Raw genomic sequence first — 21,585 nt, 5'->3', positions numbered from 1 at the left:
ACGCCGTGGTCAGGAGCCGACGTACGCCGCGAGGTGCTCGCCGGTGAGGGTGGAGCCTGCGGCCACCAGATCTTCCGGCCTGCCCTCGAAGACGATCCGGCCGCCGTCGTGGCCTGCGCCGGGGCCGAGGTCGATGATCCAGTCGGCGTGCGCCATGACCGCCTGGTGGTGCTCGATGACGATGACCGACTTGCCGGAGTCGACGAGCCGGTCGAGCAAACCGAGCAACTGTTCGACGTCGGCGAGGTGGAGGCCGGTGGTCGGCTCGTCGAGGACGTAGATCTCGCCCTTGTCGGCCATGGCGGTGGCCAGCTTGAGCCGCTGCCGTTCGCCGCCGGACAGCGTGGTGAGCGGCTGCCCGACGCTGAGGTAGCCGAGTCCGACGTCGGCGAGCCGCTGCAGAATCTTGTGCGCCGCCGGGATCCGTGCCTCGCCGGCGCCGAAGAACTCCTCGGCCTCGGCCACCGGCATCGCGAGCACTTCGGCGATGTTCCGGCCGCCGAGTTTGTACTCCAGCACCTCCGCCTGGAACCGCTTCCCCTCGCACTCCTCGCAGGGGGATTCGACGGTGGCCATCACGCCGAGGTCGGTGTAGATGACGCCGGCGCCGTTACAGGTGGGGCAGGCGCCCTCGGAGTTGGAGCTGAAGAGCGCCGGCTTCACACCGTTGGCCTTCGCGAACGCCTTGCGGATCGGTTCGAGCAGTCCGGTGTAGGTGGCGGGGTTGCTGCGCCGGGAACCCTTGATCGCGCCCTGGTCGATCGACACCACGCCGTCCCGGTCGGACACCGAACCGTGGATCAGCGAACTCTTGCCCGAGCCCGCCACCCCGGTCACGACCACCAGCATGCCGAGTGGGATGTCGACGTCGACGCCGCACAGGTTGTGGGTGTCTGCGCCGCGCACCTCCAGCGCCCCCGACGATTCGCGGACGGACGACTTCAGCGTGGCGCGGTCGTCCAGGTGCCGTCCGGTGAGCGTGTCACTGGCCCGCAGACCCTCGACGGTGCCCTCGAACACCACCTCGCCGCCCTCGGTGCCTGCGCGCGGGCCGAGATCGACGACGTGGTCGGCGATCGCGATCGCCTCCGGCTTGTGCTCGACGACGAGCACCGTGTTGCCCTTGTCGCGGAGTTGCAGCAGCAGGCCGTTCATCCGCTGGATGTCGTGCGGGTGCAGGCCGATGGTCGGCTCGTCGAAGACGTACGTGACATCGGTGAGCGAAGAGCCGAGGTGGCGGATCATCTTCGTGCGCTGCGCCTCTCCGCCGGACAGCGTGCCGGACGGCCGGTCGAGCGAGAGGTAGCCCAGGCCGATTTCCGTGAACGAGTCGAGGAGGTGCTGCAGCCCGGTGAGCAGGGGCGCCACCGACGGTTCCTTCAGGCTCCGCACCCAGTCGGCGAGGTCGCTGATCTGCATCGAGCAGACGTCGGCGATGTTCTTCCCCTTGATCTTCGACGATCGCGCACCCTCGCTGAGCCGGGTGCCGTCGCAATCGGGGCAGGTGGCGAACGTGATCGCCCGCTCCACGAACGCGCGGATGTGCGGCTGCATCGCGTCGACGTCCTTGGCCAGGAACGACTTCTGGATTTTCGGGATCAGGCCCTCGAACGTGATGTTGACGCCCTCGACCTTGATCTTGGTCGGCTCCTTGTAGAGCAGGTCCTGCAACTGCTTCTTGGTGAACTTCGAGATCGGCTTGTCCGGGTCGAAGAAGCCGCAGCCGCGGTAGATGCGGCCGTACCAGCCCTCCATGCTGTAGCCGGGAATTGTCAGCGCGCCCTCGTTCAGCGACTTGCTGTCGTCGTACAGCGCAGTCAGGTCGAAATCGGTGACCGATCCCCGGCCCTCACACCGCGGACACATGCCGCCGGTGATGCTGAAACTGCGCCGCTCCTTCGTCTGCTGGCCCCCGCGCTCGATGGTGACCGCGCCCGCGCCGGAGATCGACGCGACGTTGAAGGAGAACGCCTGGGGCGAACCGATGTGCGGCTTCCCGAGGCGGCTGAACAGGATCCGCAGCATCGCGTTGGCGTCGGTGGCGGTGCCGACGGTCGAGCGGGGGTTCGAGCCCATCCGCTCCTGGTCGACGATGATCGCCGTCGTCAGACCGTCGAGCACGTCGACGTCGGGTCGCGCCAACGTCGGCATGAACCCCTGTACGAACGCGCTGTACGTTTCGTTGATCATCCGCTGCGACTCCGCGGCGATCGTGGCGAACACCAGCGAACTCTTGCCCGAGCCGGACACCCCGGTGAACACCGTCAGCCGGCGCTTCGGCAACTCGACGCTGATGTCCTTGAGGTTGTTCTCGCGCGCACCGTGCACGCGGATCAGGTCGTGACTGTCGGCAAGATGCAGCTCAGGCGACTCCGATTCCGTGGCCATGCTCATCGTGTCTCCATCTGTTCGGGCGGAGCCGCGTTCACGGTCTCCGTCGGTCGACTTGCTCGAACTCAGCGCAACTCTTGGATGCGGACCATGTTGCCCGCGGGGTCGCGGAATGCGCAGTCGCGGATCCCGTACGGCTGGTCGGTCGGCTCCTGCACCACTTCGACGTCGCCGGCCTGCAGCTTCTCGAAGGTGCTGTCGAGGTCCTTGGTCGCCAGGTTGATGGCGGCGTAGGTGCCCTTCGCCATCATCTCGACGATGGTCCGGCGTTCCTCGTCGGTGACCCCGGGGTCGGCGGCAGGCGGGTGCAGGACGATGGAGGTGCCGGGCTGGCCGACGGGGCCAACGGTGATCCACCGCAGTCCGTTGTATCCGACGTCGTTGCGGACCTCGAAACCGAGGATGTCGCGATAGAAGCCCAGCGCGGCGTCCGGATCGTCCTGTGGGAGGTAGGTCTGGTGAATGGTGATGTCCATGACCATCACGATAAATGCGGCTCGGCGACCGGCGCTTCTCTATTCCTGATCGGTCTGGTGACCTGTTTCGCGACGCACGACGGTATGCCCGCCGTCGCCTGCTCCGCGTCGCGCTTGTAGGTGCTGGGCGGCACGCCGACCAACTCGGTGAAGCGCGTGCTGAACGTGCCCAGCGACGCGCAGCCGACCGCGAAACAGACCTCGGTGACGCTGAGGTCGCCGCGGCGCAGCAGCGCCATCGCACGCTCGATGCGCCGCGTCATCAAATACGAGTACGGCGACTCTCCGTAGGCGAGCCGGAACTGGCGGCTGAGGTGCCCGGACGACATGTTCACGCCGCGGGCGAGCGCGTCCACGTCCAGCGGTTGTGCATACTCCCGGTCGATCCGGTCGCGGACGCGGCGCAGGCGCGCGAGGTCGCGCAGGTAGTGCGCCGGGGCAGGGCTGCTGGACACCTACGAAATCGTGCCACGTCGAGCGACAGTTGCCTACCCTCGCGGGTCAACTCGGCAGTGGTCGACGAGCGAGACGTGTTCGTGCGCCGCCGGGAGCCGGTCCCGCTCGGCGCCGCCGACGTGACGGGCCTCCGTTGAACCGAGTTCCTCCCAGTAGCTTTCCGAACGCGCCTGCGGAGTTCGCCGAACGTTCATGCGCCGCCCTTTCGGGATTGCCGGGTCGGGTGGTCCGTGGGGACCCGGGCCGCAGCGACCGTTGCCGATCGCCGCGGACCGCCACCACCCCTCCGAATCGAGTCTTCCCCGCACCGTGCGGTCAAGACAGGGCCGTTCGGCCCTACCCACCACACGATCGGGCGCGGACCGATCGACGGCTGTGGCCGAGGTCAGTAAGGTTGTATGTCATCCGGCCGTCTCACGCGGCCACGCTTCCGGAGCACCTCGATCACCGAGGAGGAGCGGATGACGGAGATCGACACCTCGTACGAGCAGCGCCTCGTCGATTCGTTGCGGGCGCGCGACGAGTCAGCTTTCGCCGAACTGGTCGACCGGCACACGCCGATGATGCTGCGTGTGGCGCGGGGTTATGTGGCCAGCGCCGAGGTCGCGGAGGACGTCGTCCAGGAAACCTGGATCGCCGTGCTGCAGGGCATCGACCGATTCGAGGGCCGCTCGACGCTCCGAACCTGGCTGTTCCGGATCCTCGTCAACATCGCCAAGAAGCGGGGTGTCCGGGACCGGCACGATTCCGACGCCGAACTGGCCGCCTTCACGGGCAGCCCCACCGTGGACCCTGGCCGGTTCCTGCCGAGGACGGCACCGGAGGATCCACACCACTGGGCGACTCCCCCGACCAGCTGGCCGGAGTCTCCCGAGGGTTCGGTCCTCGGTGCGGAGGTCCTCGACGTCGCGAGCCGCGAACTCGAGCACCTTCCCGACCGCCAGCGCATCGTGGTCGTCTTGCGAGACGTCCTCGGCTACGACGCCGCGGAAGTGTCCGCGATGCTGTCGATCACCGCGGCGAATCAGCGGGTGCTGCTGCACCGGGGTCGCGCACACGTGCGTCAGGCCCTCGAGGACTATCTCGGAACGGGAGCGTGAGAAATGGACTGCCAGGACCTCGTCGAACTGGTCACGGCGTACCTCGAGGACGACATGGATCCCGACGCCCGGGCCCGATTCGAGACCCATCTCGGCGAGTGCTCGGGTTGCGCCACTTATCTGGAGCAGATCGAGCAGACGGTGCACACCCTCGGCACGCTGCCCCCGGAGGAGCTCGATCCGGCGCTGCGCGACCGTCTGCTCGACGCGTTCCGGGAGTGGCGCTAGCGGCGGGAGAGTTCCCGCAAAAAATAATGTCCGGCGGGGCGTAACGTTTCGCGCCCTCGCGGACACCGTTCTAGTAGCTGTGAACGCTGGGTTTGCGGCACTCGGACAGGAATTCAGACCATGAACGCCACACATTCGCACCAGGACGCCCGACGCACCCACCGCGGCTCGCTGCGGAAGCGGATCGTCACCGTGGTGGTGGCCGCGGCTGCTCTCGGCGTCCTTCCCATCGGCGCCGCGGCTGCTGTTACCCCGGTCGCCGACCACACGGTCGTAGCAGTGGCCGCCCCCGACACCGGCCGCGACATCCCCGGCGGCAACGACGACCGGACCCGCGACCGTCAGCGTGAACAGCGGCAGGAGCGCAGGGCCGAGGACATGCCCGCGATCATCTGGACCATCCCGCTCACCTGACGTTCAGCCGTTGCTGGACAACTAGTTTCGCAGCAGTCGCGGGTGCGACTGCTGCGAACGGCGTGCAAGGTCGGGTGAATTTCTAGGCCGGGTCGTCGTGCAGTGTGGACAGCCCGGTGACGAATCCCCGGGCATCCAGCAGGCGCCCCGAGTGCACCGCGGGGCGGATGACGACGGCGCGGTCGGCGATGCGGGCGCCGGCGAGGACCTTCTCGAGTAGGGCTTCGAAACGGTTGACGTCGGCCAGGTCTCGCACCCACAGGGTCATGAGGAGGTTGTACCGGCTCGCGGTGGTCACCGCGAGCCGGACTTCCGCGAGCCGGGACAGCGTCGACCGGAGCCGGTCGATGGACGACGCAGGCACCTGCACGAAGTACCAGGCGTTGATCGGCCACCCGGTGTAGCTGCGCGCGACGTCCGTCCGGAGGACGAGGTCACCCGAGTGGCGCATCGTGGCGATGGCGTCGGCAACTCGCTGGGTGCTGACGCCGGCCTTCGCGGCGATGTCACCGGCCGGGGTCCGGCCGTCGCGGTACAACGCGCGGATGACGACCTCCTGAAGGTCGGCGGGAACTTGCCGGGCGGCACGCGGCCGCGGTGCTTTGGCCGCGGGGATCCGCTGCGCTTCTTCGTCGGAGAGTGCGTTCAACCTCCAGACACTGCCCTCCGCGAGGATCTCGGTGACGAGGTGTGTACGGGCGTGGGTGATCAGACGCTGATCCCCCAGCCGGTCGATGACGAACGCCGACAAGGACTCCAGGTCCGGTCCCGCGACCACGGCGACGAGATCGCGCCCACCGGACGTGTGATCGATGGTGCGCACGATTTCTTCGTCGGCGAGCAGAAATGCGGTCTCGGCGGCCTTTCCCTGCGCGCATTCGATCTCGACGACGGCCACGGCGGGAAAGTGACGACGCTGCCCGCTGATCCACGCGAGCCCCTCTTCGGTGATCCTGGCCCAGCGCCGGGCGAGCGCGACCGGATCGGTCGCGAGAGCCCTACCCAGTTCGGTCCACGACGCCCGCGGCTCGAGTTGCAGTGCGTGAATCAGCCGTAGATCGGCGTCTCTCCGCAGAGAATCCTGATTCGGTGAAGTCACTTTGCATCAATTCCTGACATTTTACCTATCGGATTTCAATCCAGCTGAGGATACGGCCACCACACGGTTTCTGCTGGAGGAACATATGAGCACTGCGCCACACACCGGCACGAGGCGGACCACCGGAACGTCCGCGGCGGTCGGTTTTCTGATCGTCATGGAGTTCGGCAGCGGTCTGCTGCAGGGGTGGTATCCCCCGCTCCTCACGAGCATCGGACAAGAACACGGGACCTCGGCGGCAGCGCTGAACTGGGTGAATGCGATCTTCCTGCTCGCATCGGTGGCCTGCGTTCCGATCATCGCCAAGCTCGGTGACATGTACGGCCACCGCAGGATGCTCGTGGCGTCCGCAGCGGCGGTGGCCGTAGGATCCTTCGTCGTCGCGTTCGCTCCGTCGTTCGCCGTGCTTCTCGCGGGCCGCGCCCTGCAGGCCCCGCTGATCGCTTTCCTGCCTTTGGAATTCGCCATCGTCCGGCACCGCGCTCCCGACCGGGCGGGGCGCAACATCGGCCACCTGATCGGGGCACTCACCGGCGGTGTGATCGTCGGTGGTTTCGTCGCCGGCTGGTTCATGACCCGAATCGACAACCTGACGGTGGTGCTGCTGGTTCCCGGAATCATGCTGGCGCTCTGCGTTCCCGTCGCCCATTTCCTGGTGCGGGAGACGACCGTTCGCAGTGCGGGGCGGATCGACTGGGCCGGGGCGGCACTGCTGTCCGCCGGTCTGCTCATGGTCCTGGGAGGGGTGTCCAACGGCAACGCCATCGGGTGGGGAAGCCCACTGATCGTCGTCCTCGTCGCCGGGGGTGCGGCCACCCTGGTCGCGTTCGCGGTCGTCGAGAATCGAACGGTCAATCCCCTCATCGACTTTCGTGTCCTGACGAAGGGCCGGCTGGTTCTCCCGATGCTCATCGCCGCACTGCTTGGAGCCCAGTCGTTCGGTTCCCAGGCGCCCATCTCGCTGTTCTCGAGGGCCGACCCGAATGCGTACGGATACGGCCTGGGCGTGTCGGCCACGATCGCGGGTCTCCTCCTGTCGATCACCGCCACCGGCGCCTTCATCGCCTCGACGATCAGCGACCGGATCGCTCGCGCACTGACACCCCGTTATGCGGTCGCATTCGGCGCCCTCGTCAGCGGAGCCGCGTATGCGGCGATGATCGTCTCCCACGACGGCGTGCTCACCTTCTCGATCTGGTTGTTCCTGCTGGGATTCGGCGTCGGAACGCTCGCCGGCGTCGTACCTGCGATCATCGTCAGCCGCGCTCCCGAAGACTCGGTCGGAATCGCCTCCGGTGTCTACAACAGCTCCCGAACGGGTGCGGGATCGATTGCAGGCGCGATGTTCGCCCTGCTGATGTCATCACTGGTCACGTCGGTGACCGTCGGTGAGAAGACGAGTTCGATCTCGTCGTTCACCTCGTACGCCACCGTCTGGGCGATCTGCGCCGCCCTCTGCATCGGCATCGCCGTCCTGTCCCCGTTCCTCGATTCGCGCCGCCCGCGGACCGCCTCCGAGACCCCCGCACCGCCTGCCGGCGAGAACGAGCCAGCACCCGCCTGATCACGTCACGTCATTCGAACGAGAGGAAATACCCATGCCCGACCAGACAATCGCCGGACGCAGCGTCGCCGAACTGAACGACGCCTTCGCCGGCGGATCGTTGACACCCCTCGACGCACTGGAGTCGACCATTGCGCGCATCGCCGCCAAGGACGACACGCACCGTGCGGTCTATGTGATCGACGCGGACGAGGCCCGCGAATCCGCCAGGCGCAGCGGCGAGCGGTGGCGCAGCGACGCCGCACTGGGCCCGCTGGACGGAATCCCGGTGACGATCAAGGAGAACACCGCGAAAGCCGGTCTGCCGCAGTCGTACGGAACCGCCGCGCGGGAACCGGTGATCGCAACGGAGAACTCGCCCGTCGTCGACCGCCTGCAGGAGGCGGGCGCGGTGGTGGTCGCCAGCACCAGCATGCCCGATTTCAGCGGGCTCGGATCCGGGGTGTCGTCCCGGCACGGCATCGCGCGCAACGCCTGGAATCCTGCCTGGAACACGGGCGGCTCGTCCTCCGGTGCGGCCGTCGCCGCCGCACTCGGCTACGCGCCGGCCAACATCGGCACCGACATCGGCGGGTCGATCCGCATACCCGCCGCGATGAACGCCGCGTTCGGTTTCAAACCGTCCTACGGGCGCGTCCCGATCAACGACACCTATCTCGGTCGCTGCGCGGGCCCGATCACCCGCACCGTTCGCGACGCCGCCCACACGATGGCGCTCATCGCCCGCCCCGATTCCCGCGACCACACCTCGCTCCCCGACGAATCGATCGACTGGACCGACCTGGACGTCGACATCCGCGGGCTCCGCCTCGGCGTCAATTTCGGCCCGGTGGAGGGCAAGACCGCCGACCCCGAGATCGTCGCCGCGATACGCCGGGCCGTCGCCGTGTTCGAGGCAGCGGGCGCACAGGTGGAGACCGTCGAGCCGTATCTGTCCCGGGACTACCTGAGCACCGGATTCATCCCGTTCTTCACCGCGCATCTGTGGGCGCAGATGAACGACAAGAACATCGTCGACGATCTGAGCCGGGCCGATCAGGAGATGGTCGCTGCGGTCTCGCGCATCGACTCGCTGTCCTCCCTCGAGCTCATCCAGGCGTACGACTCGATCGGGCCGTTCGTACAGGAGACCGTGAACATGCTCGGACGCTACGACGCCGTCCTGTCGCCCACCTCCGGCATCCTCGCCGGACCCGCGGAGAGCCGGATGATGACCGAGTTTGCCGGCCCGGCGAACTTCACGTCCGCGTTCAACGCCGCGGGCACCCCCGCCGCGTCGATCAACTGCGGCTTCTCGAAGGACGGACGGCCGATCGGCCTGCAGATCGCCGCCGATCGACGGCGGGACCTGACCGTTCTTCAGGTCGCCGCGTGGTACGAGGCACACCGCGGCCCCGAGGCGACACCGCAGTGGAATTCCCTCGACTGATCACCCATCGACATCTCCTTCGACGGATAGGACGAACATGAGCACCACACACGACCTCGCCCGACTGATCGACGAGCTCGCACCCCGATACACCGCACTCAGCGATGCCATCTGGGACGACCCCGAATTACGTTGGGAAGAAACAGCATCAGCAGAACGGCACATCGAGCTGGCACGCGCGGAAGGATTCCGCATCACCCCGGCGATCGGCGGTGTGCCGACCGCGTTCAGCGCGGAAGCCGGTTCCGGTGAACCCGTCATCGCCGTCCTCGGCGAATACGACGCACTCGCCGGCCTCAGCCAGGAGTCCGGCAACCCGGAACGCACCCCGGACCCGGCCAACACCTCGGGCAACGGCCAGGGCTGCGGTCACCACCTCCTCGGCGCCGGTTCCCTCCTCGCCGCCACCGCCGTCAAGCGCTACCTGGAGAAGAACGGACTGCCCGGGACCGTCCGCTACTACGGGTGCCCGGCCGAGGAAGCCGCAGCCGGGAAGACCTTCATGGTCGCGGCAGGCGCATTCGACGACGTCGATGCGTCGATCTGCTGGCACCCGGGCGACAGCACCCTCGTGCAGCGCGACCACAGTCTCGCGTACATGCAGTCGTACGTGCGTTTCACGGGCCTCGCCTCCCATGCCGGGGCGTCACCGGAACTCGGTCGCAGCGCGTTGGACGCACTCGAACTGATGAACGTGGGCGTCAATTTCCTGCGCGAGCACATGCTCTCCGACTGCCGCATCCACTACGCGATCCTCGATGGCGGCGGCCGCTCGGCGAATGTCGTCCAACCGTACGCCGAGGCGTACTACGTCGTCCGGGCACCGAATGTCCGGGAGATGCGTGCGTTGTTCGAGCGGGTTCGCAAGATCGCCGAGGGCGCCGCCCTGATGACCGAAACCACGGTGGAGATCGAGGTCGACGGGGGCTCCTCGAACCTTCTCGGCAACACGGTGCTGGAAACGTCGATGCAGGACACGCTCCTCGAACTCGGACCGGTGCCATTCGACGAGCAGGACCTCGCCACGGCGCGGCAGTTTCTCACCGACAAGCCGCTCGACATGTTCGGTACCCGAATCGAAGAGGGTGACAGCCCACTGCACGACGGCGTGATCACGTTCGACGCCGGCGCGCCCCGGCGAGTGCTCACGGGGTCGACGGACGTCGGCGACGTCAGCTGGGTCACTCCCACCATGCAGTGCACCACCGCCTGTGTCAGCCGCGGCACGCCCGCGCACTCGTGGCAACTGGTCGCGCAGGGGAAGCTCCCCGCCGCACACAAGGGCATGGTCCACGCCGCCAAGGTCATGGCCGGATCGGCGATGAATCTCCTCACCGACGCGACCCTGCTGAAGCTCGCGAAGGAGGAGTTCCTCGAACGGACCACGAAGCAGCCCTACGATTCGCCGCTCGTCGACGGCGTGATCGCACCGCCGCTGCGGTAGGTGTGACGAGGCGGGCACTCATCCGAGTGCCCGCCTCGGATCGATCAGGAATCGAGAAGCGCCGCTCACCGGACCGCCCGTAGCGTCATTATCGGAACACGACGGCTGGACCGATGGGAGAGAGCACATGACCACGAACAACCGAGCAGACAAGCGCAAGCCGGGTACGCCGGGTGCATTTTCGCGGTGGATGCAGCGGAAGATGAACGCCCGCATGAACCGCAAGATCCGACGCGGCCACGGCCAGTTCATGGGCATGGACGTGCTGATCCTCAACACGGTGGGCCGCCGGAGCGGTCAACCGCGGCAGTCACCCCTGGCGTGGTTCCCGGACGGTGACGACGCCCGGCTGGTCGTCGCGTCGGGCGGGGGGAGCCAGAATCCCGACTGGCACGCCAACCTGATGGCGCACCCCGGGAAGGTGTCGATCGAACTGCCCGGCAGCGACGCCGCCTCCGTCGTCCCGCAGCAACTCGAGGGCGCCGACCGTGAGCAGGCCTGGCAGCGCATCGCCGCCGCCCAGCCCCGCATCGCGAAGTACCAGAGCAAATCCGATCGTCAGTACCCGGTCATCCGGCTCACCTCACGATGACGGCGGCTCGGCAATGCCGCGGCCACCTTCACCCTGCTCGGCGGCCGCCCCTTACCGTTCAGGTCGGTACGAGCAGCACCGGTCGTCGGGCGTGGTGGACCAGGGCACCGGACACCGATTCGCCGAGGAACCGTTCCAGCAGTGACATCGCTCCGCCGCGGGAGGTGCCGATGATGATCATCAGGGCGTCGTTGGCTTCGGCGATCGTGGTCAGCAGCTGTGCCGGGTTCCCTTCCCTGGAGTAGTAGGCCCAATTGCCGGGCAGCGTGCCCAGCATGGTGCAGGCCTCACGGCGCTCGGATTCGACGGCGTCAGCGAAGCGCTGCTCCCAGTCGTCGCGGTCGGGTTCGACGGGCATGTCGTCGATATCAACGATGTGGGCGACATGCAGAAACGCCCCGAGTCGGCCGGCGAGGTCCATCGCATAGGTCAGGGCGGCGTGGCTCGCCCGGTGTCGGTCGAAGCCGACCACCAGATGGCACACCGCGGCGGTCGGTGCAGCGGGTCCGTCCACCCGCAGCGGAGTGCGCCAGTCCCGCAGATTGTCTCGGGCGACGTCGTGGTTTTCCTTCTTGGTCATCATCCTCTCCTCACACCGAGGCCAGAGCGAGGCCGATACCACCGGCGACGATCGTCACCAGCAGGGTGCCGACAGCGTTCGCTGCCCCTGTCAGATACTGCTGCCGTTGGATCAGCCGGACGGTCTCGAAACTGGCGGTGCTGAAGGTGGTGTACCCACCGCAGAACCCGACACCGACGATCCACTGCACCTGATGCGACACGTCGGCGAAGAGCACCAACCCGACGACGAAGCCCAGTAACAGGGACCCGGTCACGTTGATCGTCGCTGTCGCCCAGGGGAACTCCGACGCCTTCCGGTGCCTTATCGCCCCGTCGAGCACGAACCGGGCGATGGCGCCGAGACCGCCGGCGCAGGCGATCCACACGGCGATCACTGCGCAGCCTCCGCCCGCCGCGACCGGATCCGGGCACCGGCCGCGATCCCGGCGACGGTAGCCACCAGACCAGCGAGCACGCTGCCGGCCGCGTAGGTGCCGGCCTGCCACCACTGGTGACCACGCAGGAGCAGGTCGGTATCGACGGCGAGGGTGCTGTAGGTGGTGAACGAGCCGAGCACCCCGGTCCCCACCAACAGGCGGGTCCGCTGGCGCCACCGGGTGTCCGGGCCGAGCCTGGTCAACGCCTCGAGCAGCCACCCGAGCAGGAGCGCCCCGGCGATGTTGATCGTGAACGTGGTGACCGGCCACCCACCCGCCACGGTGGGGAACCACACCCCGAGGTAATAGCGCACCGGTGTTCCCAGGAGTCCTCCTACGCCGACGGCGGCAATGGCCGCGGGGCGCACATGCAGCGGCCCCGGCGTGCGGGGTGCGGTATCGGGATCGATCGGCAGCGTCGGATTCGGATCGTGGTGACCGTGCACGGACATGCTCCTTCCACATCAGGGAAAGGAGCCATCAGCCCCGGGCTGGGGCGGTTCAGACAACCCCTTCGCGGGAGTGTCTCGGCGGAGATCCATCGCCGAAACAAACAATAGCGCCCCCTGCCGGCGGGCGCACCCCTGTCTGGTGCCCTGCGTGACCTAACCCCTCAGCCCTCCACCGACCGTCGTGGCGGTGGGAGACGAACCTAGCGGGCGCCCAGTAGTGCACGCGCCCGCAGGATCGCGTGTTCGACGTTGTCGTCGAGATCTCCCGATGGGAGCGCACCGATTTCGCCGCGGAGCAGCTCGACGTCCTTGAGCAGCAGGTCGTATTGGACATCGACGAGATTGTCGCTCATCCAGCTCTGGCCGGTCGATACCCCGATCACCTCGAGGAGGCCCGCGGCTGGCGTGCCGAGATTCTCCGCGAGATCGAGCATCCGTGCGGTGGCGGCCAGGTTGTAGGTGGCCAGCGCATTGTTGAGGAGTTTCACCAGGGCCGGCTGACCGTAGGACTCCATGCGGAACACGCGGCCGGAGATGTCGTCCAGCAGTCGGTCCTCGGCGGGGGTGGTGTCGGGTCCGGCGAGGAAGATGGTCATCGAGCCTCGGCGCGCACCCTGGGGGCCGCCCGACACGGGGGCTTCGAAGACGCGCCAGTCGTCCGGGGCCGAGGGCATGATCTTCCGAGCGTCTTCCGGCGCCAGCGTGGTGTGGACGAAAACGGTCAGCGGCCGCGTGGTGTGCTCCCGGAGCGCCGCGAAGACGGACGACACCTGGTCCGCCAGCCGCACGGCGACGTGAACGCTGTCCACGGACGGCCAGTCCAGAGCTGCCAGGTCGCTGCCGGCCGGTGACTGGGTCTCCTCCGACCACTCGCGGACGCGCTCCGCGTCGAAGTCGTAGCCGTACACCTCCCGCCCGAGTTGGGCGAGGTGTGCTCCGATGTTTCCGCCGATGGGTCCGAGCCCAATTATCAAGTGCATGAACGTTCCTCGGGTGTGAGATGTATGTGAGAAGTGCCGGGCGGCAGCCTCTCAGCCCTCGGTGAGGCCGCGCTCCGCCATGACCTGCTTGACGAGGGTCAGGCCGTTGAGCACGCGCGGGAACCCGATGTAGGGGATGCAGTGGATCAGGGCTCCGACGATCTTCTCCTTGGTCAGGCCGACGTTGAAGCCGGTGTTGATGTGCAGCTTCAACTGGGGTTCGGTACCCAGGGCGACGAGCGTGGAGATGGTCACCATCGTCTGCTCCTGCTGGGTGAGGCCATTGCGGGAGTAGATGTCGCCGAAGGCGAAGGAGACGATGTAGTCGGACAGGTCCGCGTCCAGGCTCTTGTAGGACTCCACGAGCTTGACGTGGTCGAACGTGTTGACGTGGTCGGTGGAGACGAGCTCCATCATGCGGTCGAGGCCGCGCTGGTAGCGATCTGTGGACATGAGTATTCCTCGTGAGCGGGTCTGAAAGTGTGGATGATGTGCAAAAAACGATACGTCGCGTAGCGAGCGGCTCGCCCATGGACGACGGATTCGGAAAGCGGCTCGTCGCCACGCTGCTCCCCTCGTTCGCAGCCCCGGGGGGAAGCGCTCCGGAATGATCGGAGCGCCTCCCATCCACGACTGAATTACTTCTGTCCCTGTGGGTTTCGCACGAGTTTCTTGTTGGCGAACTCGTTGAAACCGTACCGGGCCAGCTCGCGGCCGACGCCGGATCCCTTGACGCCGCCGAACGGGAGGTCGGGCGAACTCTTACTGGTGCTGTTGATCCACACCATGCCGGTCTCGAGTTCCGCGGCGACGCGGTCGGCCTTCTCCGGACTCGAGGTGAACACGCTCGACGAAAGCCCGAACGGGGAGTCGTTGGCCAGTTCGATCGCCTCGTCCAGGGAGCCGACGCGGTGGACGACCGCCACCGGACCGAACAGTTCCTCGTCGAAGGCGCGCATCTCGCGTGTGACGCCGGTCAGGACGGTGGGCGGGTAGTAGGCCCCCTCCGGCCGCCCACCGCCCAACAGCACTTCGGCTCCGTGTGAGATCGCTTCCTGGACAAGCTCGTCCAGCTCCTCGGCTCCCGAGTTCGACGCCATCGGTCCGAGCTTGGTCTCGGGGCTGGTCGGGTCGCCGGGCTGCCAGCCGGACATCCCGTCGACGAATTTCCGCACGAACTCGTCGTACACCCGTTCCTCCACGAGGAACCGTTTCGACGCGGTGCAGGCCTGCCCGCCGTTGCCGAGGCGGCCGACGACGGCGGCGGCCGCCGCGGCGTCGACATCGGCGTCGGCGAGCACGATGAACGGGTCCGAGCCGCCGAGTTCCAGCACGCACTTCTTCATGTGCCTGCCGGCGATCTCGCCGACGGCGGACCCGGCCTTCTCGGAGCCGGTCAGCGACACACCCTGGACGCGGGGATCCGCAACGGCGTTGGCAACCTGCGCCGAAGAGATGAAGGCGTTGAGGTAGACGCCCGCGGGCAGACCGGCCTCGGTCAGGACCCGTTCGATGGCGAGGGCGGACTGGGGGCAGTTCCGGGCGTGCTTGACGATGATCGTGTTGCCGAGAGCGATGTTCGGGGCAGCGAAGCGTGCCACCTGGTAGAAGGGGTAGTTCCACGGCATGATCCCGACGAGCGGGCCGATCGGCTCGGTGCGGACGACGGCCGTGCCGGATCCCGTGATGTCGAGGGGCTCGTCCGCCATGAAGTCGTCCACATGGTCGGCGTAGTACTGGTAGATCGAGGCCACCAGCTCCACCTCGCCTCGGGCCTGCGCGATCGGCTTGCCCATTTCCAGGGTGAGGAGCTTGGCCAGCTCGTCGGCCTGTTCCCGGTGGATCTCGGCGGCCCGGGTGAGGACGGCGCGGCGCCGCTCCAGCGGAGCGGTCCGCCAGCAGCGGTAGGCCGTGGTGCTCCGGCCGATGAGGTCGTCCAGCTCGGTGTCCGTGATCTCCGGGTATTGCGCGTTCTGGTCCCCGGTGACCGGGTCGGTGGTGGTGTACACACCCATGGGCGTTCTCCTGTGTGGTGATGAAACGGTGTCAGGCCGCGATCGTGTCCGCGGACTCGAAGCCGCGGTAGCCATCGGCGGTGACGTCGGCGAGGACCGCACGATAATTGCCCAGACCACCCAGATAGAACAGGACACTGGGCTTCTTACCCGGAATGTTCGCGCCGAAAATCCACGAATCCACCTTCGTGAACACCGTCATGTTCGCGATCTCCGTGCACGTGTCCGTCCATTCCGCCTCCGCCTCCGGCGTCGGCTCGATCGCCCGCAACCCGCTGCGCTCGGCATACGCGATCGTCTCGCTGATCCACTCGACCTGCGTCTCGATGCTCGGCGGCAGATTCGTGAACGGGCCGTTCGGGCCCAGCACCATGAACCAGTTCGGGAAATTCGCCGTGGAAATCCCCAGATAACTGGTCGGCTGCCCGCCCCAGTGGTCGTTGATGTTCAAACCGCCCCGGCCGCGGATCTCCATCCGCCGGTAATTACCGTCCACGGCATCGAACCCGGTCGCGAAAACCAGCACATCCAACTCGTGCAGGACACCGTCCTCGGTCACCACACCCTTCGCGGTGACCTCGCGGATCGGGTTCTCCTTGATGCCGACGGCGTCGACGTTCGGCCGGTTGAACACCCGGTGGTAGCCGTCGTCGCACAGCGGGCGCCGGGCGAACAGACCGGTCGGGGTCAGTGTGCGGGCCGTTTCCGGGTCCTCGATGACCTCGGCGATCTTGGCACGGATGAACGACGCGGCCGCCTCGTTGGCTTCCTCGTCGGTGGCGATGTCACCGAAGGTGGCGAACATGAAACGGAAACCGCCACCGTGCTGCCAGGCCTCCTCGAAAACGCGGCGGCGTTCCTGTTCGGTGACGCTCATCGCCGGCACCGTGGACTCCTCGAAGCCGAACGCCACGGACGATTTCTTGACCTGCGACCAGATCCGGTCGTAATCGGCCTTGACCGCATCGATCTGCTCGGTGGTCACGGGACGCTTGCCGACCGGGACGGAATACTGCGGCGTCCGGACGAACACGGTCAGGTGCTCGACCTCCGGCGCCAGCGCCGTGACGACCTGCTGGCCGGTGGAGCCGGTACCGATCACCCCGACACGGCGGCCCGCGAGGTTCTTGCCCTCGGGCCAGGCGGCGGTGTGGATGGTCTCGCCCTCGAACGTGTCCAGGCCGGGCAGGTCCGGGAAGTTGATGGCCGAGAGCAGTCCGACGGCATTGATCACGTACGTGGCCCGATACACCGCGCCGGTGTCGGTGGTGACCTCCCACAGGGCCTGATCGTCGAGGTAGACCGCGGAGGTGACCTCGGTGCCGAAGCGGAAGTGGCGGCGCAGATCGAACCGGTCGACCACACCCTCGAGGTAGTCGAGGATCTCGGGCTGGGTGATGTACGTGTGTTCCCAGGTGCCGTCCTGCAGCAGATCCTCGTCGAAGGAAAACCGGTAGACATGACTCTCGGTGTCGGAGAGAGCGCCCGGGTAACGGTTCCAGTACCAGGTGCCGCCGGGGCCGTCGGCCTTGTCGAAACCCACTGTGGTGAGACCGAGTTCGTTGTGCAACTTGTGGACGGCATAGATACCGCCGAATCCGGCACCGATGACGACGGCGTCAACGATCTGGGGTGTGGTTCGGGAAGTCATGGCGAACTCCTGTGTCGTTCCGATGCAGAGAAGAAAAGGGGTGAAAGAGGGATTGGCGTTGTTACGCGCGGTACCAGGCGGCGAGCTTCTCGAACTCCTCGGCGACGAGGGCGGAGCGGCCGGCCAGGAAGGGGTAGACGTGCTGCTGGCCGTCCCCGATGGACAGGGTGACGTCGACACCCGCTGCCGTGGCGCGTTCGGCCAGCCGGGTGGCGTTGTCGAGGAGCGACTCGACGCTGCCGGCCGTGACGTACAGCCGTGGGAAACCGGTGAAGTCGGCGTGCAGCGGGTTCGCCAGCGGAGTCTTCGGGTCGACGGTTCCGCCCAGGACCCCGGCGATCATGCCTTCGAGTAGTTCCGGGGTGATCAGGGCGTCGGTGTCGTTGTTGGTGAGGAGGGTTTCGCCCTCGTTCTCCATGTCGAGCCACGGGGAGAAGGCGATGACCCCGCCGGGGCCCGGTTTGCCCTGTTCCCGGAGGGCCAGGGCGATCGCGATGGCGAGGTTGCCGCCGGCGGAATCGCCGATGGTGGTGATGTTCCCTGGCGCGGTGCCGGATGCGACGAGCGCATCGAAGGCGGCCACACCGTCCTCGACCTGGGCAGGGTGCTGGAACTCGGGGGCCCGGCGGTAGTCCAGCACGAAGCTGACGGACCCGAGAGCTTTGGCGACGTGGCCGGCGAGCTTGCGGTGACTGGAGGCCGAGCCGACGGCGAACCCGCCGCCGTGCGTGTACAGGAGCACCTTCGAACTGTCCGCTCCCTCCGGCAGGCACCAGATGCCCGGGACTCCGCCGACGGTGTCCTCGCGGTACGTCACGCCCTCCGGTTCGACGGTCGGCTGGTGCCACTCGTCGAACATGGAGCGGAACAGGCGCATCGTGAGGTCCGGCGTCGCAGCCATGATCTGGGACCAGTCGGCGTAGAGGTCGCGCAGCACGTCCCGGTCGTCGGCATCGGCGGAAGTGACGCTGAGCTGTTCGGAGATGTTGGTGGTCATGATTGCCTTTGGCTCGGTGTCGGACCAGGTGGTTGACGCCTCGTCCGCTTGCTGTGTCCTACCTGCTGCGGCGGTCCCGATGTGATGGCCGCCACGGCGTCTAGGTCAAACATAGGAGTGGGTTCCGGCTCCCCTGTGTTCCGATGTGAAACACATCGAGCCTCGAAAGTCTGCTCATGATGAGGGGGCACCTGACACCCACCGTGAACGAGGTACTCCCCCAATGCATGCATTCGCCGTCCTCCCCGATGACGCCACGATCCATGACCTGGACATCCCGACCCCGAGCCCGGAAGGCGGGAAGGTCCTCTTGAAAGTCACGCGGGCCGGCGTCTGCCACACCGATACCCACCTGCGGGCCGGCGGATACGATCTGGGCAGCCGTGGGCTGATGAGCATGAAGGACCGCGGCATCGAATACCCGATGGTGATGGGCCACGAGGTGGTCGGCATCGTCGAACAGGTCGGTGACGATGTGGAATCCGTTCGTCCGGGCGACGTGCGACTGATCTACCCGTGGATCGGTTGCGGGGAATGCCGCCACTGCCGCGACGGCAACGACAACCGTTGCGCTGCGGGACGAAACCTCGGTGTGGCCCGCCACGGCGGCTACGCCGAATACATACTCGTGCCCGACGAGAAGTACCTCGTGGACATCGACGGTATCGACCCGAGTTGGGCTGCCACGCTGGCTTGTTCGGGTCTGACCGCCTACAGCGCCGTGGACAGGATACTTCCCCTCGAACCGGACGAGCCCGTCGTCCTGTTCGGCGCGGGAGGTCTGGGCCTCACCGCGGTCGCCTTACTCCGCGCCCGGGGGCACCGCAACATCTGCGCGGTCGATGTCGCCGAGGGAAACCTCGCCCTGGCCCGGGACATGGGCGCGTCGAGCACCGTCCTCTGCGGGCCCGCCAGCGGCGCCAAAGACATCCGACACGCCGTCGGCGGACCTGCGAGCGCCGTCATCGACTTCGTCAACACCGGCGTCACGGCCACGTCGGCCTTCGACGTCCTGACCAAGGCGGGGCACATGGTTCAGGTCGGACTGTTCGGCGGCGAAGTCACCATCCCGACCGCGCTGCTCGCCCTGCGCATGATCCACCTCGAAGGCAGCTTTGTCGGGACTCTCTCGCAGCTGCAGGACCTGGTGCGGATCGCACGAAGCGGAAAGCTACCCAACATCCCGGTCGTCGAACGGACGCTGTCCGCGGCGGAGGTATCCCGCGCCCTCGACGACCTCACCGCCGGGGGCATTGCTGGACGCATCGTCTTGACTGCCTGACACTGGGATGGTGATGGAAAAGTCACGCCGCGAGGACGAGGTCCGGAGTGCCCGGGAACTGCTGATCACGCAGGGACTGGTCCGGGCTTCCGTTCCCGCGTCCCTGGTCGCCGCGGAGATCGAGCAGAGCTGGCGCCGCTCGGTCTCGCACCGCGTCGATCCCGGGGCCGGACCCCACATTCTGGGGGAGATCGACCCGGACAGCGCCATCCTGCGTGCCGCAGGCCGGATCCTGGACCAGTGGCAGACGAACCTCACCGACTCGCGGATGACCCTGTTCCTGGCCGACGAGGCCGGCCGCATCGTGTCCCGCCGCATCGTCGACGCTCAGGACGAGCGGACACTGGACCAGGCCAGCGCAGTGGAAGGATTCGACTTCTCCGAACAGTCCCTGGGCACGAACGGGCTGGGTACTCCCATCGAGTCGCGCGGAATCGTATTCGTCCGCGGCACCGAGCATTTCAACGACGCCCTCGCTCAACTGGCGTGCGCGGGCGCTCCGATCAAGCACCCCATCACCGGGCGGATGGTGGGCTCGCTCTCCATCGCCTCGCACATCGACGCCGCCAGCCCCTTGATGGTCGCGATGGTGCGGCAGGCCGGATATCAGATCGCCGAAGCGCTCGAGCTGATGGCCGACTCCCGGGACCTCGAGCTCGCGCGCACCTACCGACTCTTCCGGTCCTCCCGGCACCCCGTCCTGGTGATGAACTCGGAAACGGTGATGACGGACCTGCCCGCCCTCGCCCACTTCGACGCGGAGTCCCACGCCGACTTGTGGGAAAAGCTACGCCGGCACCGCTGGGATCAGGACGAACTGCAGTTGGAGTTGCCCACGCTCGGTACCGAGGCCATGGTTCGGCGCCTCGGCCGCGCCGGTCAGGACGCGATCTTCGCGCTGGAGTTCACCGAGCAGGCCGCGGCGGCCGGAGCCGAGCAGGTGACCGTCGCCCACAACCCGGACAATGCGGCCGCACCTGCCGGCGGTGCGGCGCCCCATCGGACTCGGCTGAACCCGTACGGCGATGTGCAACGGCGGTTGAGCGCTTGCGCAGACGTCGACGGGCTCATCCGTGTCGTCGGGGACCCCGGCGCCGGCAAACGCCACCAGGCCTCGATATGGCTGCGCCGACGCACCGGCCAGGAGCCGAATGTCGTCACCGCCCGCGATTTCGCTGCGGACGACGCGGTCTGGGCCAAAGGGGAAGCCGTGTTGCGTGAGGGCCGTGGAATCGTCGTGGTGGGAGGAGATGAACTCGCCGACGACGTCCGCGCACGTCTCGGAGACTTCGCCGTGATCGCGCGGCCCGGAGTACCCGCAGGTGCCCGTGTCATCCTCACCGAAAGCACCGGCGATGCAGGCGAAGACGATGCCGTACGCGTCCCGTCTCTCGCGGAACTGCGCAGCGAGTTGCCAGAGATCGTGCGCGAGGTCGCTGCCGAACTGTTCCCGGGCGCGCCGGCACTCCGGTTCTCCCCCGCTGCGCTGCAGTGCCTGCTGGCCTGGCGTTGGCCCGGCAACGTCGCCGAGCTGGCCCAGCTCCTCACCGCCCTCCCGTATCCGGTTCGGAGCGGCCTGATTCAGACCAAGGACCTGCCTGCCCCCATGCGGCAGACGGCCTTGTCCTCGCTGAGCCGCTACGAGCAGGCAGAGCGCGAGACGATCGAGGGCGCCCTCCGCGAAGCGGACGGCAACAAGGCGCGCGCCGCCAAGATTCTGGGCATCGGCCGCACGACCCTGTACCGCAAGATGCGGGCCCTGAAAATCAATGCCGACGAGCGAATGATCGCTCCCGGTCCTTGACGTCGGTGCTCTCCGCCCGCCGGGGGTGACGGTTCCGCGTTGCGTCTCAATGATTCCGACGGCGGGTTGTTCCGCTTTGGAACACCCCGAGGAGTGCGGTATGGCCCATTCTGGGATTACGGCGCCAGGCAACCGGCGCCACGAAACGCGGCTGGGACGGATGCGCGCTGAGCCCTGCACCGCCTCACACGCATCGTCCGATCCGCCGATCGG

The 21,585-nt window shown here is 67.2% G+C and carries 21 protein-coding genes; 9 read left to right on the top strand and 12 right to left on the bottom strand.

Annotated features, from left to right (window positions below; all coding sequences use genetic code 11):
- Nucleotides 1-9: 9 nt before the first annotated feature.
- From JWS14_RS21040 to JWS14_RS21030, 3 genes are all read right to left on the bottom strand, one after another.
- Complete coding sequence (locus tag JWS14_RS21040; RefSeq protein ID WP_072943604.1) at nt 10-2,394, bottom strand: ATP-binding cassette domain-containing protein; 2,385 nt, start codon at nt 2,392-2,394, stop codon at nt 10-12.
- 62 nt (nt 2,395-2,456) lie between these two features.
- Nucleotides 2,457-2,867 (bottom strand): VOC family protein, encoded by a 411-nt coding sequence (locus JWS14_RS21035; protein WP_072943842.1) that lies wholly within the window; start codon nt 2,865-2,867, stop codon nt 2,457-2,459.
- A 5-nt stretch (nt 2,868-2,872) separates the two neighbouring features.
- Nucleotides 2,873-3,322: a helix-turn-helix transcriptional regulator gene (locus JWS14_RS21030; RefSeq protein ID WP_072943606.1), complete on the bottom strand. Its 450-nt coding sequence runs from the start codon at nt 3,320-3,322 to the stop codon at nt 2,873-2,875.
- A 399-nt stretch (nt 3,323-3,721) separates the two neighbouring features.
- On the opposite strand from JWS14_RS21030, the gene JWS14_RS21025 reads away from it, so the two are divergent.
- From JWS14_RS21025 to JWS14_RS21015, 3 genes are all read left to right on the top strand, one after another.
- A complete protein-coding gene (locus tag JWS14_RS21025) occupies nt 3,722-4,423 on the top strand; it encodes an RNA polymerase sigma factor (RefSeq protein ID WP_072943608.1) in 702 nt (233 codons plus the stop codon).
- 3 nt (nt 4,424-4,426) lie between these two features.
- Entirely contained in the window at nt 4,427-4,651 is a 225-nt protein-coding gene (locus JWS14_RS21020) for an anti-sigma factor family protein (RefSeq protein ID WP_072943609.1), read from the top strand.
- A 120-nt stretch (nt 4,652-4,771) separates the two neighbouring features.
- The gene (locus tag JWS14_RS21015; RefSeq protein ID WP_072943611.1) at nt 4,772-5,065 is read left to right on the top strand and encodes a hypothetical protein; all 294 of its coding nucleotides are present in this window, start codon (nt 4,772-4,774) and stop codon (nt 5,063-5,065) included.
- A gap of 82 nt (nt 5,066-5,147) precedes the next feature.
- Here the strand turns inward: JWS14_RS21015 and JWS14_RS21010 are convergent, their stop codons facing one another.
- Nucleotides 5,148-6,164 carry an Lrp/AsnC family transcriptional regulator gene (locus JWS14_RS21010; RefSeq protein WP_206014262.1) on the bottom strand — a complete coding sequence of 339 codons (1,017 nt, stop codon included), beginning with the start codon at nt 6,162-6,164 and terminating at the stop codon, nt 5,148-5,150.
- 85 nt (nt 6,165-6,249) lie between these two features.
- Between JWS14_RS21010 and JWS14_RS21005 the strand changes: the two genes are divergently transcribed.
- The 4 genes from JWS14_RS21005 (at nt 6,250) to JWS14_RS20990 (ending at nt 11,193) form a co-directional block, all read left to right on the top strand.
- Nucleotides 6,250-7,728 carry an MFS transporter gene (locus JWS14_RS21005; protein ID WP_206014261.1) on the top strand — a complete coding sequence of 493 codons (1,479 nt, stop codon included), beginning with the start codon at nt 6,250-6,252 and terminating at the stop codon, nt 7,726-7,728.
- 34 nt (nt 7,729-7,762) lie between these two features.
- On the top strand, nt 7,763-9,157 hold the full coding sequence (locus tag JWS14_RS21000) for an amidase (protein WP_206014260.1): 1,395 nt from the start codon (nt 7,763-7,765) through the stop codon (nt 9,155-9,157).
- Nucleotides 9,158-9,194: 37 nt separating this feature from the next.
- The gene (locus JWS14_RS20995; protein WP_206014259.1) at nt 9,195-10,601 is read left to right on the top strand and encodes a M20 family metallopeptidase; all 1,407 of its coding nucleotides are present in this window, start codon (nt 9,195-9,197) and stop codon (nt 10,599-10,601) included.
- 127 nt (nt 10,602-10,728) lie between these two features.
- A complete protein-coding gene (locus JWS14_RS20990) occupies nt 10,729-11,193 on the top strand; it encodes a nitroreductase family deazaflavin-dependent oxidoreductase (RefSeq protein ID WP_072943620.1) in 465 nt (154 codons plus the stop codon).
- 58 nt (nt 11,194-11,251) lie between these two features.
- Here the strand turns inward: JWS14_RS20990 and JWS14_RS20985 are convergent, their stop codons facing one another.
- The 8 genes from JWS14_RS20985 to JWS14_RS20950 form a co-directional block, all read right to left on the bottom strand.
- Entirely contained in the window at nt 11,252-11,773 is a 522-nt protein-coding gene (locus JWS14_RS20985; protein ID WP_072943622.1) for a universal stress protein, read from the bottom strand.
- Between the two features lie 10 nt (nt 11,774-11,783).
- A complete protein-coding gene (gene crcB, locus JWS14_RS20980) occupies nt 11,784-12,149 on the bottom strand; it encodes a fluoride efflux transporter CrcB (protein WP_072943623.1) in 366 nt (121 codons plus the stop codon).
- Nucleotides 12,146-12,637 carry a fluoride efflux transporter FluC gene (locus tag JWS14_RS20975; RefSeq protein WP_072943843.1) on the bottom strand — a complete coding sequence of 164 codons (492 nt, stop codon included), beginning with the start codon at nt 12,635-12,637 and terminating at the stop codon, nt 12,146-12,148. The genes crcB and JWS14_RS20975 overlap by 4 nt, the downstream gene beginning before the upstream one ends.
- Nucleotides 12,638-12,843: 206 nt before the next feature.
- On the bottom strand, nt 12,844-13,623 hold the full coding sequence (locus tag JWS14_RS20970; protein WP_072943625.1) for an NAD(P)-binding domain-containing protein: 780 nt from the start codon (nt 13,621-13,623) through the stop codon (nt 12,844-12,846).
- A 51-nt stretch (nt 13,624-13,674) separates the two neighbouring features.
- Nucleotides 13,675-14,076 carry a carboxymuconolactone decarboxylase family protein gene (locus tag JWS14_RS20965; protein ID WP_072943626.1) on the bottom strand — a complete coding sequence of 134 codons (402 nt, stop codon included), beginning with the start codon at nt 14,074-14,076 and terminating at the stop codon, nt 13,675-13,677.
- Nucleotides 14,077-14,261: 185 nt separating this feature from the next.
- Complete coding sequence (locus JWS14_RS20960) at nt 14,262-15,638, bottom strand: NAD-dependent succinate-semialdehyde dehydrogenase (protein WP_072943628.1); 1,377 nt, start codon at nt 15,636-15,638, stop codon at nt 14,262-14,264.
- 31 nt (nt 15,639-15,669) lie between these two features.
- Nucleotides 15,670-17,289, bottom strand: a complete 1,620-nt coding sequence (locus JWS14_RS20955) for a flavin-containing monooxygenase (RefSeq protein ID WP_206014258.1) — start codon at nt 17,287-17,289, stop codon at nt 15,670-15,672.
- A 61-nt stretch (nt 17,290-17,350) separates the two neighbouring features.
- A complete protein-coding gene (locus JWS14_RS20950) occupies nt 17,351-18,286 on the bottom strand; it encodes an alpha/beta hydrolase (RefSeq protein ID WP_095865597.1) in 936 nt (311 codons plus the stop codon).
- A gap of 223 nt (nt 18,287-18,509) precedes the next feature.
- Here JWS14_RS20950 and JWS14_RS20945 point away from each other — a divergent pair, with 223 nt between their 5' ends.
- Nucleotides 18,510-19,568, top strand: a complete 1,059-nt coding sequence (locus JWS14_RS20945) for an alcohol dehydrogenase (protein WP_206014257.1) — start codon at nt 18,510-18,512, stop codon at nt 19,566-19,568.
- 13 nt (nt 19,569-19,581) lie between these two features.
- Complete coding sequence (locus JWS14_RS20940; RefSeq protein ID WP_206014256.1) at nt 19,582-21,372, top strand: sigma-54-dependent Fis family transcriptional regulator; 1,791 nt, start codon at nt 19,582-19,584, stop codon at nt 21,370-21,372.
- Nucleotides 21,373-21,585: the final 213 nt, after the last annotated feature.

The sequence above is a fragment of the Rhodococcus koreensis genome (genome assembly GCF_017068375.1).
Lineage (GTDB): Bacteria > Actinomycetota > Actinomycetes > Mycobacteriales > Mycobacteriaceae > Rhodococcus_F > Rhodococcus_F koreensis.
This window is presented reverse-complemented; position numbering and strand designations above follow the sequence as displayed.

Coding starts and splice junctions, on each gene's coding strand:
- JWS14_RS21040 (WP_072943604.1), bottom strand. CDS start 2,394: ATGAGCATGGCCACGGAATCGGAGTCGCCTGAGCTGCATCTTGCCGAC.
- JWS14_RS21035 (WP_072943842.1), bottom strand. CDS start 2,867: ATGGACATCACCATTCACCAGACCTACCTCCCACAGGACGATCCGGAC.
- JWS14_RS21025 (WP_072943608.1), top strand. CDS start 3,722: ATGTCATCCGGCCGTCTCACGCGGCCACGCTTCCGGAGCACCTCGATC.
- JWS14_RS21020 (WP_072943609.1), top strand. CDS start 4,427: ATGGACTGCCAGGACCTCGTCGAACTGGTCACGGCGTACCTCGAGGAC.
- JWS14_RS21015 (WP_072943611.1), top strand. CDS start 4,772: ATGAACGCCACACATTCGCACCAGGACGCCCGACGCACCCACCGCGGC.
- JWS14_RS21005 (WP_206014261.1), top strand. CDS start 6,250: ATGAGCACTGCGCCACACACCGGCACGAGGCGGACCACCGGAACGTCC.
- JWS14_RS21000 (WP_206014260.1), top strand. CDS start 7,763: ATGCCCGACCAGACAATCGCCGGACGCAGCGTCGCCGAACTGAACGAC.
- JWS14_RS20995 (WP_206014259.1), top strand. CDS start 9,195: ATGAGCACCACACACGACCTCGCCCGACTGATCGACGAGCTCGCACCC.
- JWS14_RS20990 (WP_072943620.1), top strand. CDS start 10,729: ATGACCACGAACAACCGAGCAGACAAGCGCAAGCCGGGTACGCCGGGT.
- JWS14_RS20985 (WP_072943622.1), bottom strand. CDS start 11,773: ATGACCAAGAAGGAAAACCACGACGTCGCCCGAGACAATCTGCGGGAC.
- JWS14_RS20970 (WP_072943625.1), bottom strand. CDS start 13,623: ATGCACTTGATAATTGGGCTCGGACCCATCGGCGGAAACATCGGAGCA.
- JWS14_RS20965 (WP_072943626.1), bottom strand. CDS start 14,076: ATGTCCACAGATCGCTACCAGCGCGGCCTCGACCGCATGATGGAGCTC.
- JWS14_RS20960 (WP_072943628.1), bottom strand. CDS start 15,638: ATGGGTGTGTACACCACCACCGACCCGGTCACCGGGGACCAGAACGCG.
- JWS14_RS20955 (WP_206014258.1), bottom strand. CDS start 17,289: ATGACTTCCCGAACCACACCCCAGATCGTTGACGCCGTCGTCATCGGT.
- JWS14_RS20950 (WP_095865597.1), bottom strand. CDS start 18,286: ATGACCACCAACATCTCCGAACAGCTCAGCGTCACTTCCGCCGATGCC.
- JWS14_RS20945 (WP_206014257.1), top strand. CDS start 18,510: ATGCATGCATTCGCCGTCCTCCCCGATGACGCCACGATCCATGACCTG.
- JWS14_RS20940 (WP_206014256.1), top strand. CDS start 19,582: ATGGAAAAGTCACGCCGCGAGGACGAGGTCCGGAGTGCCCGGGAACTG.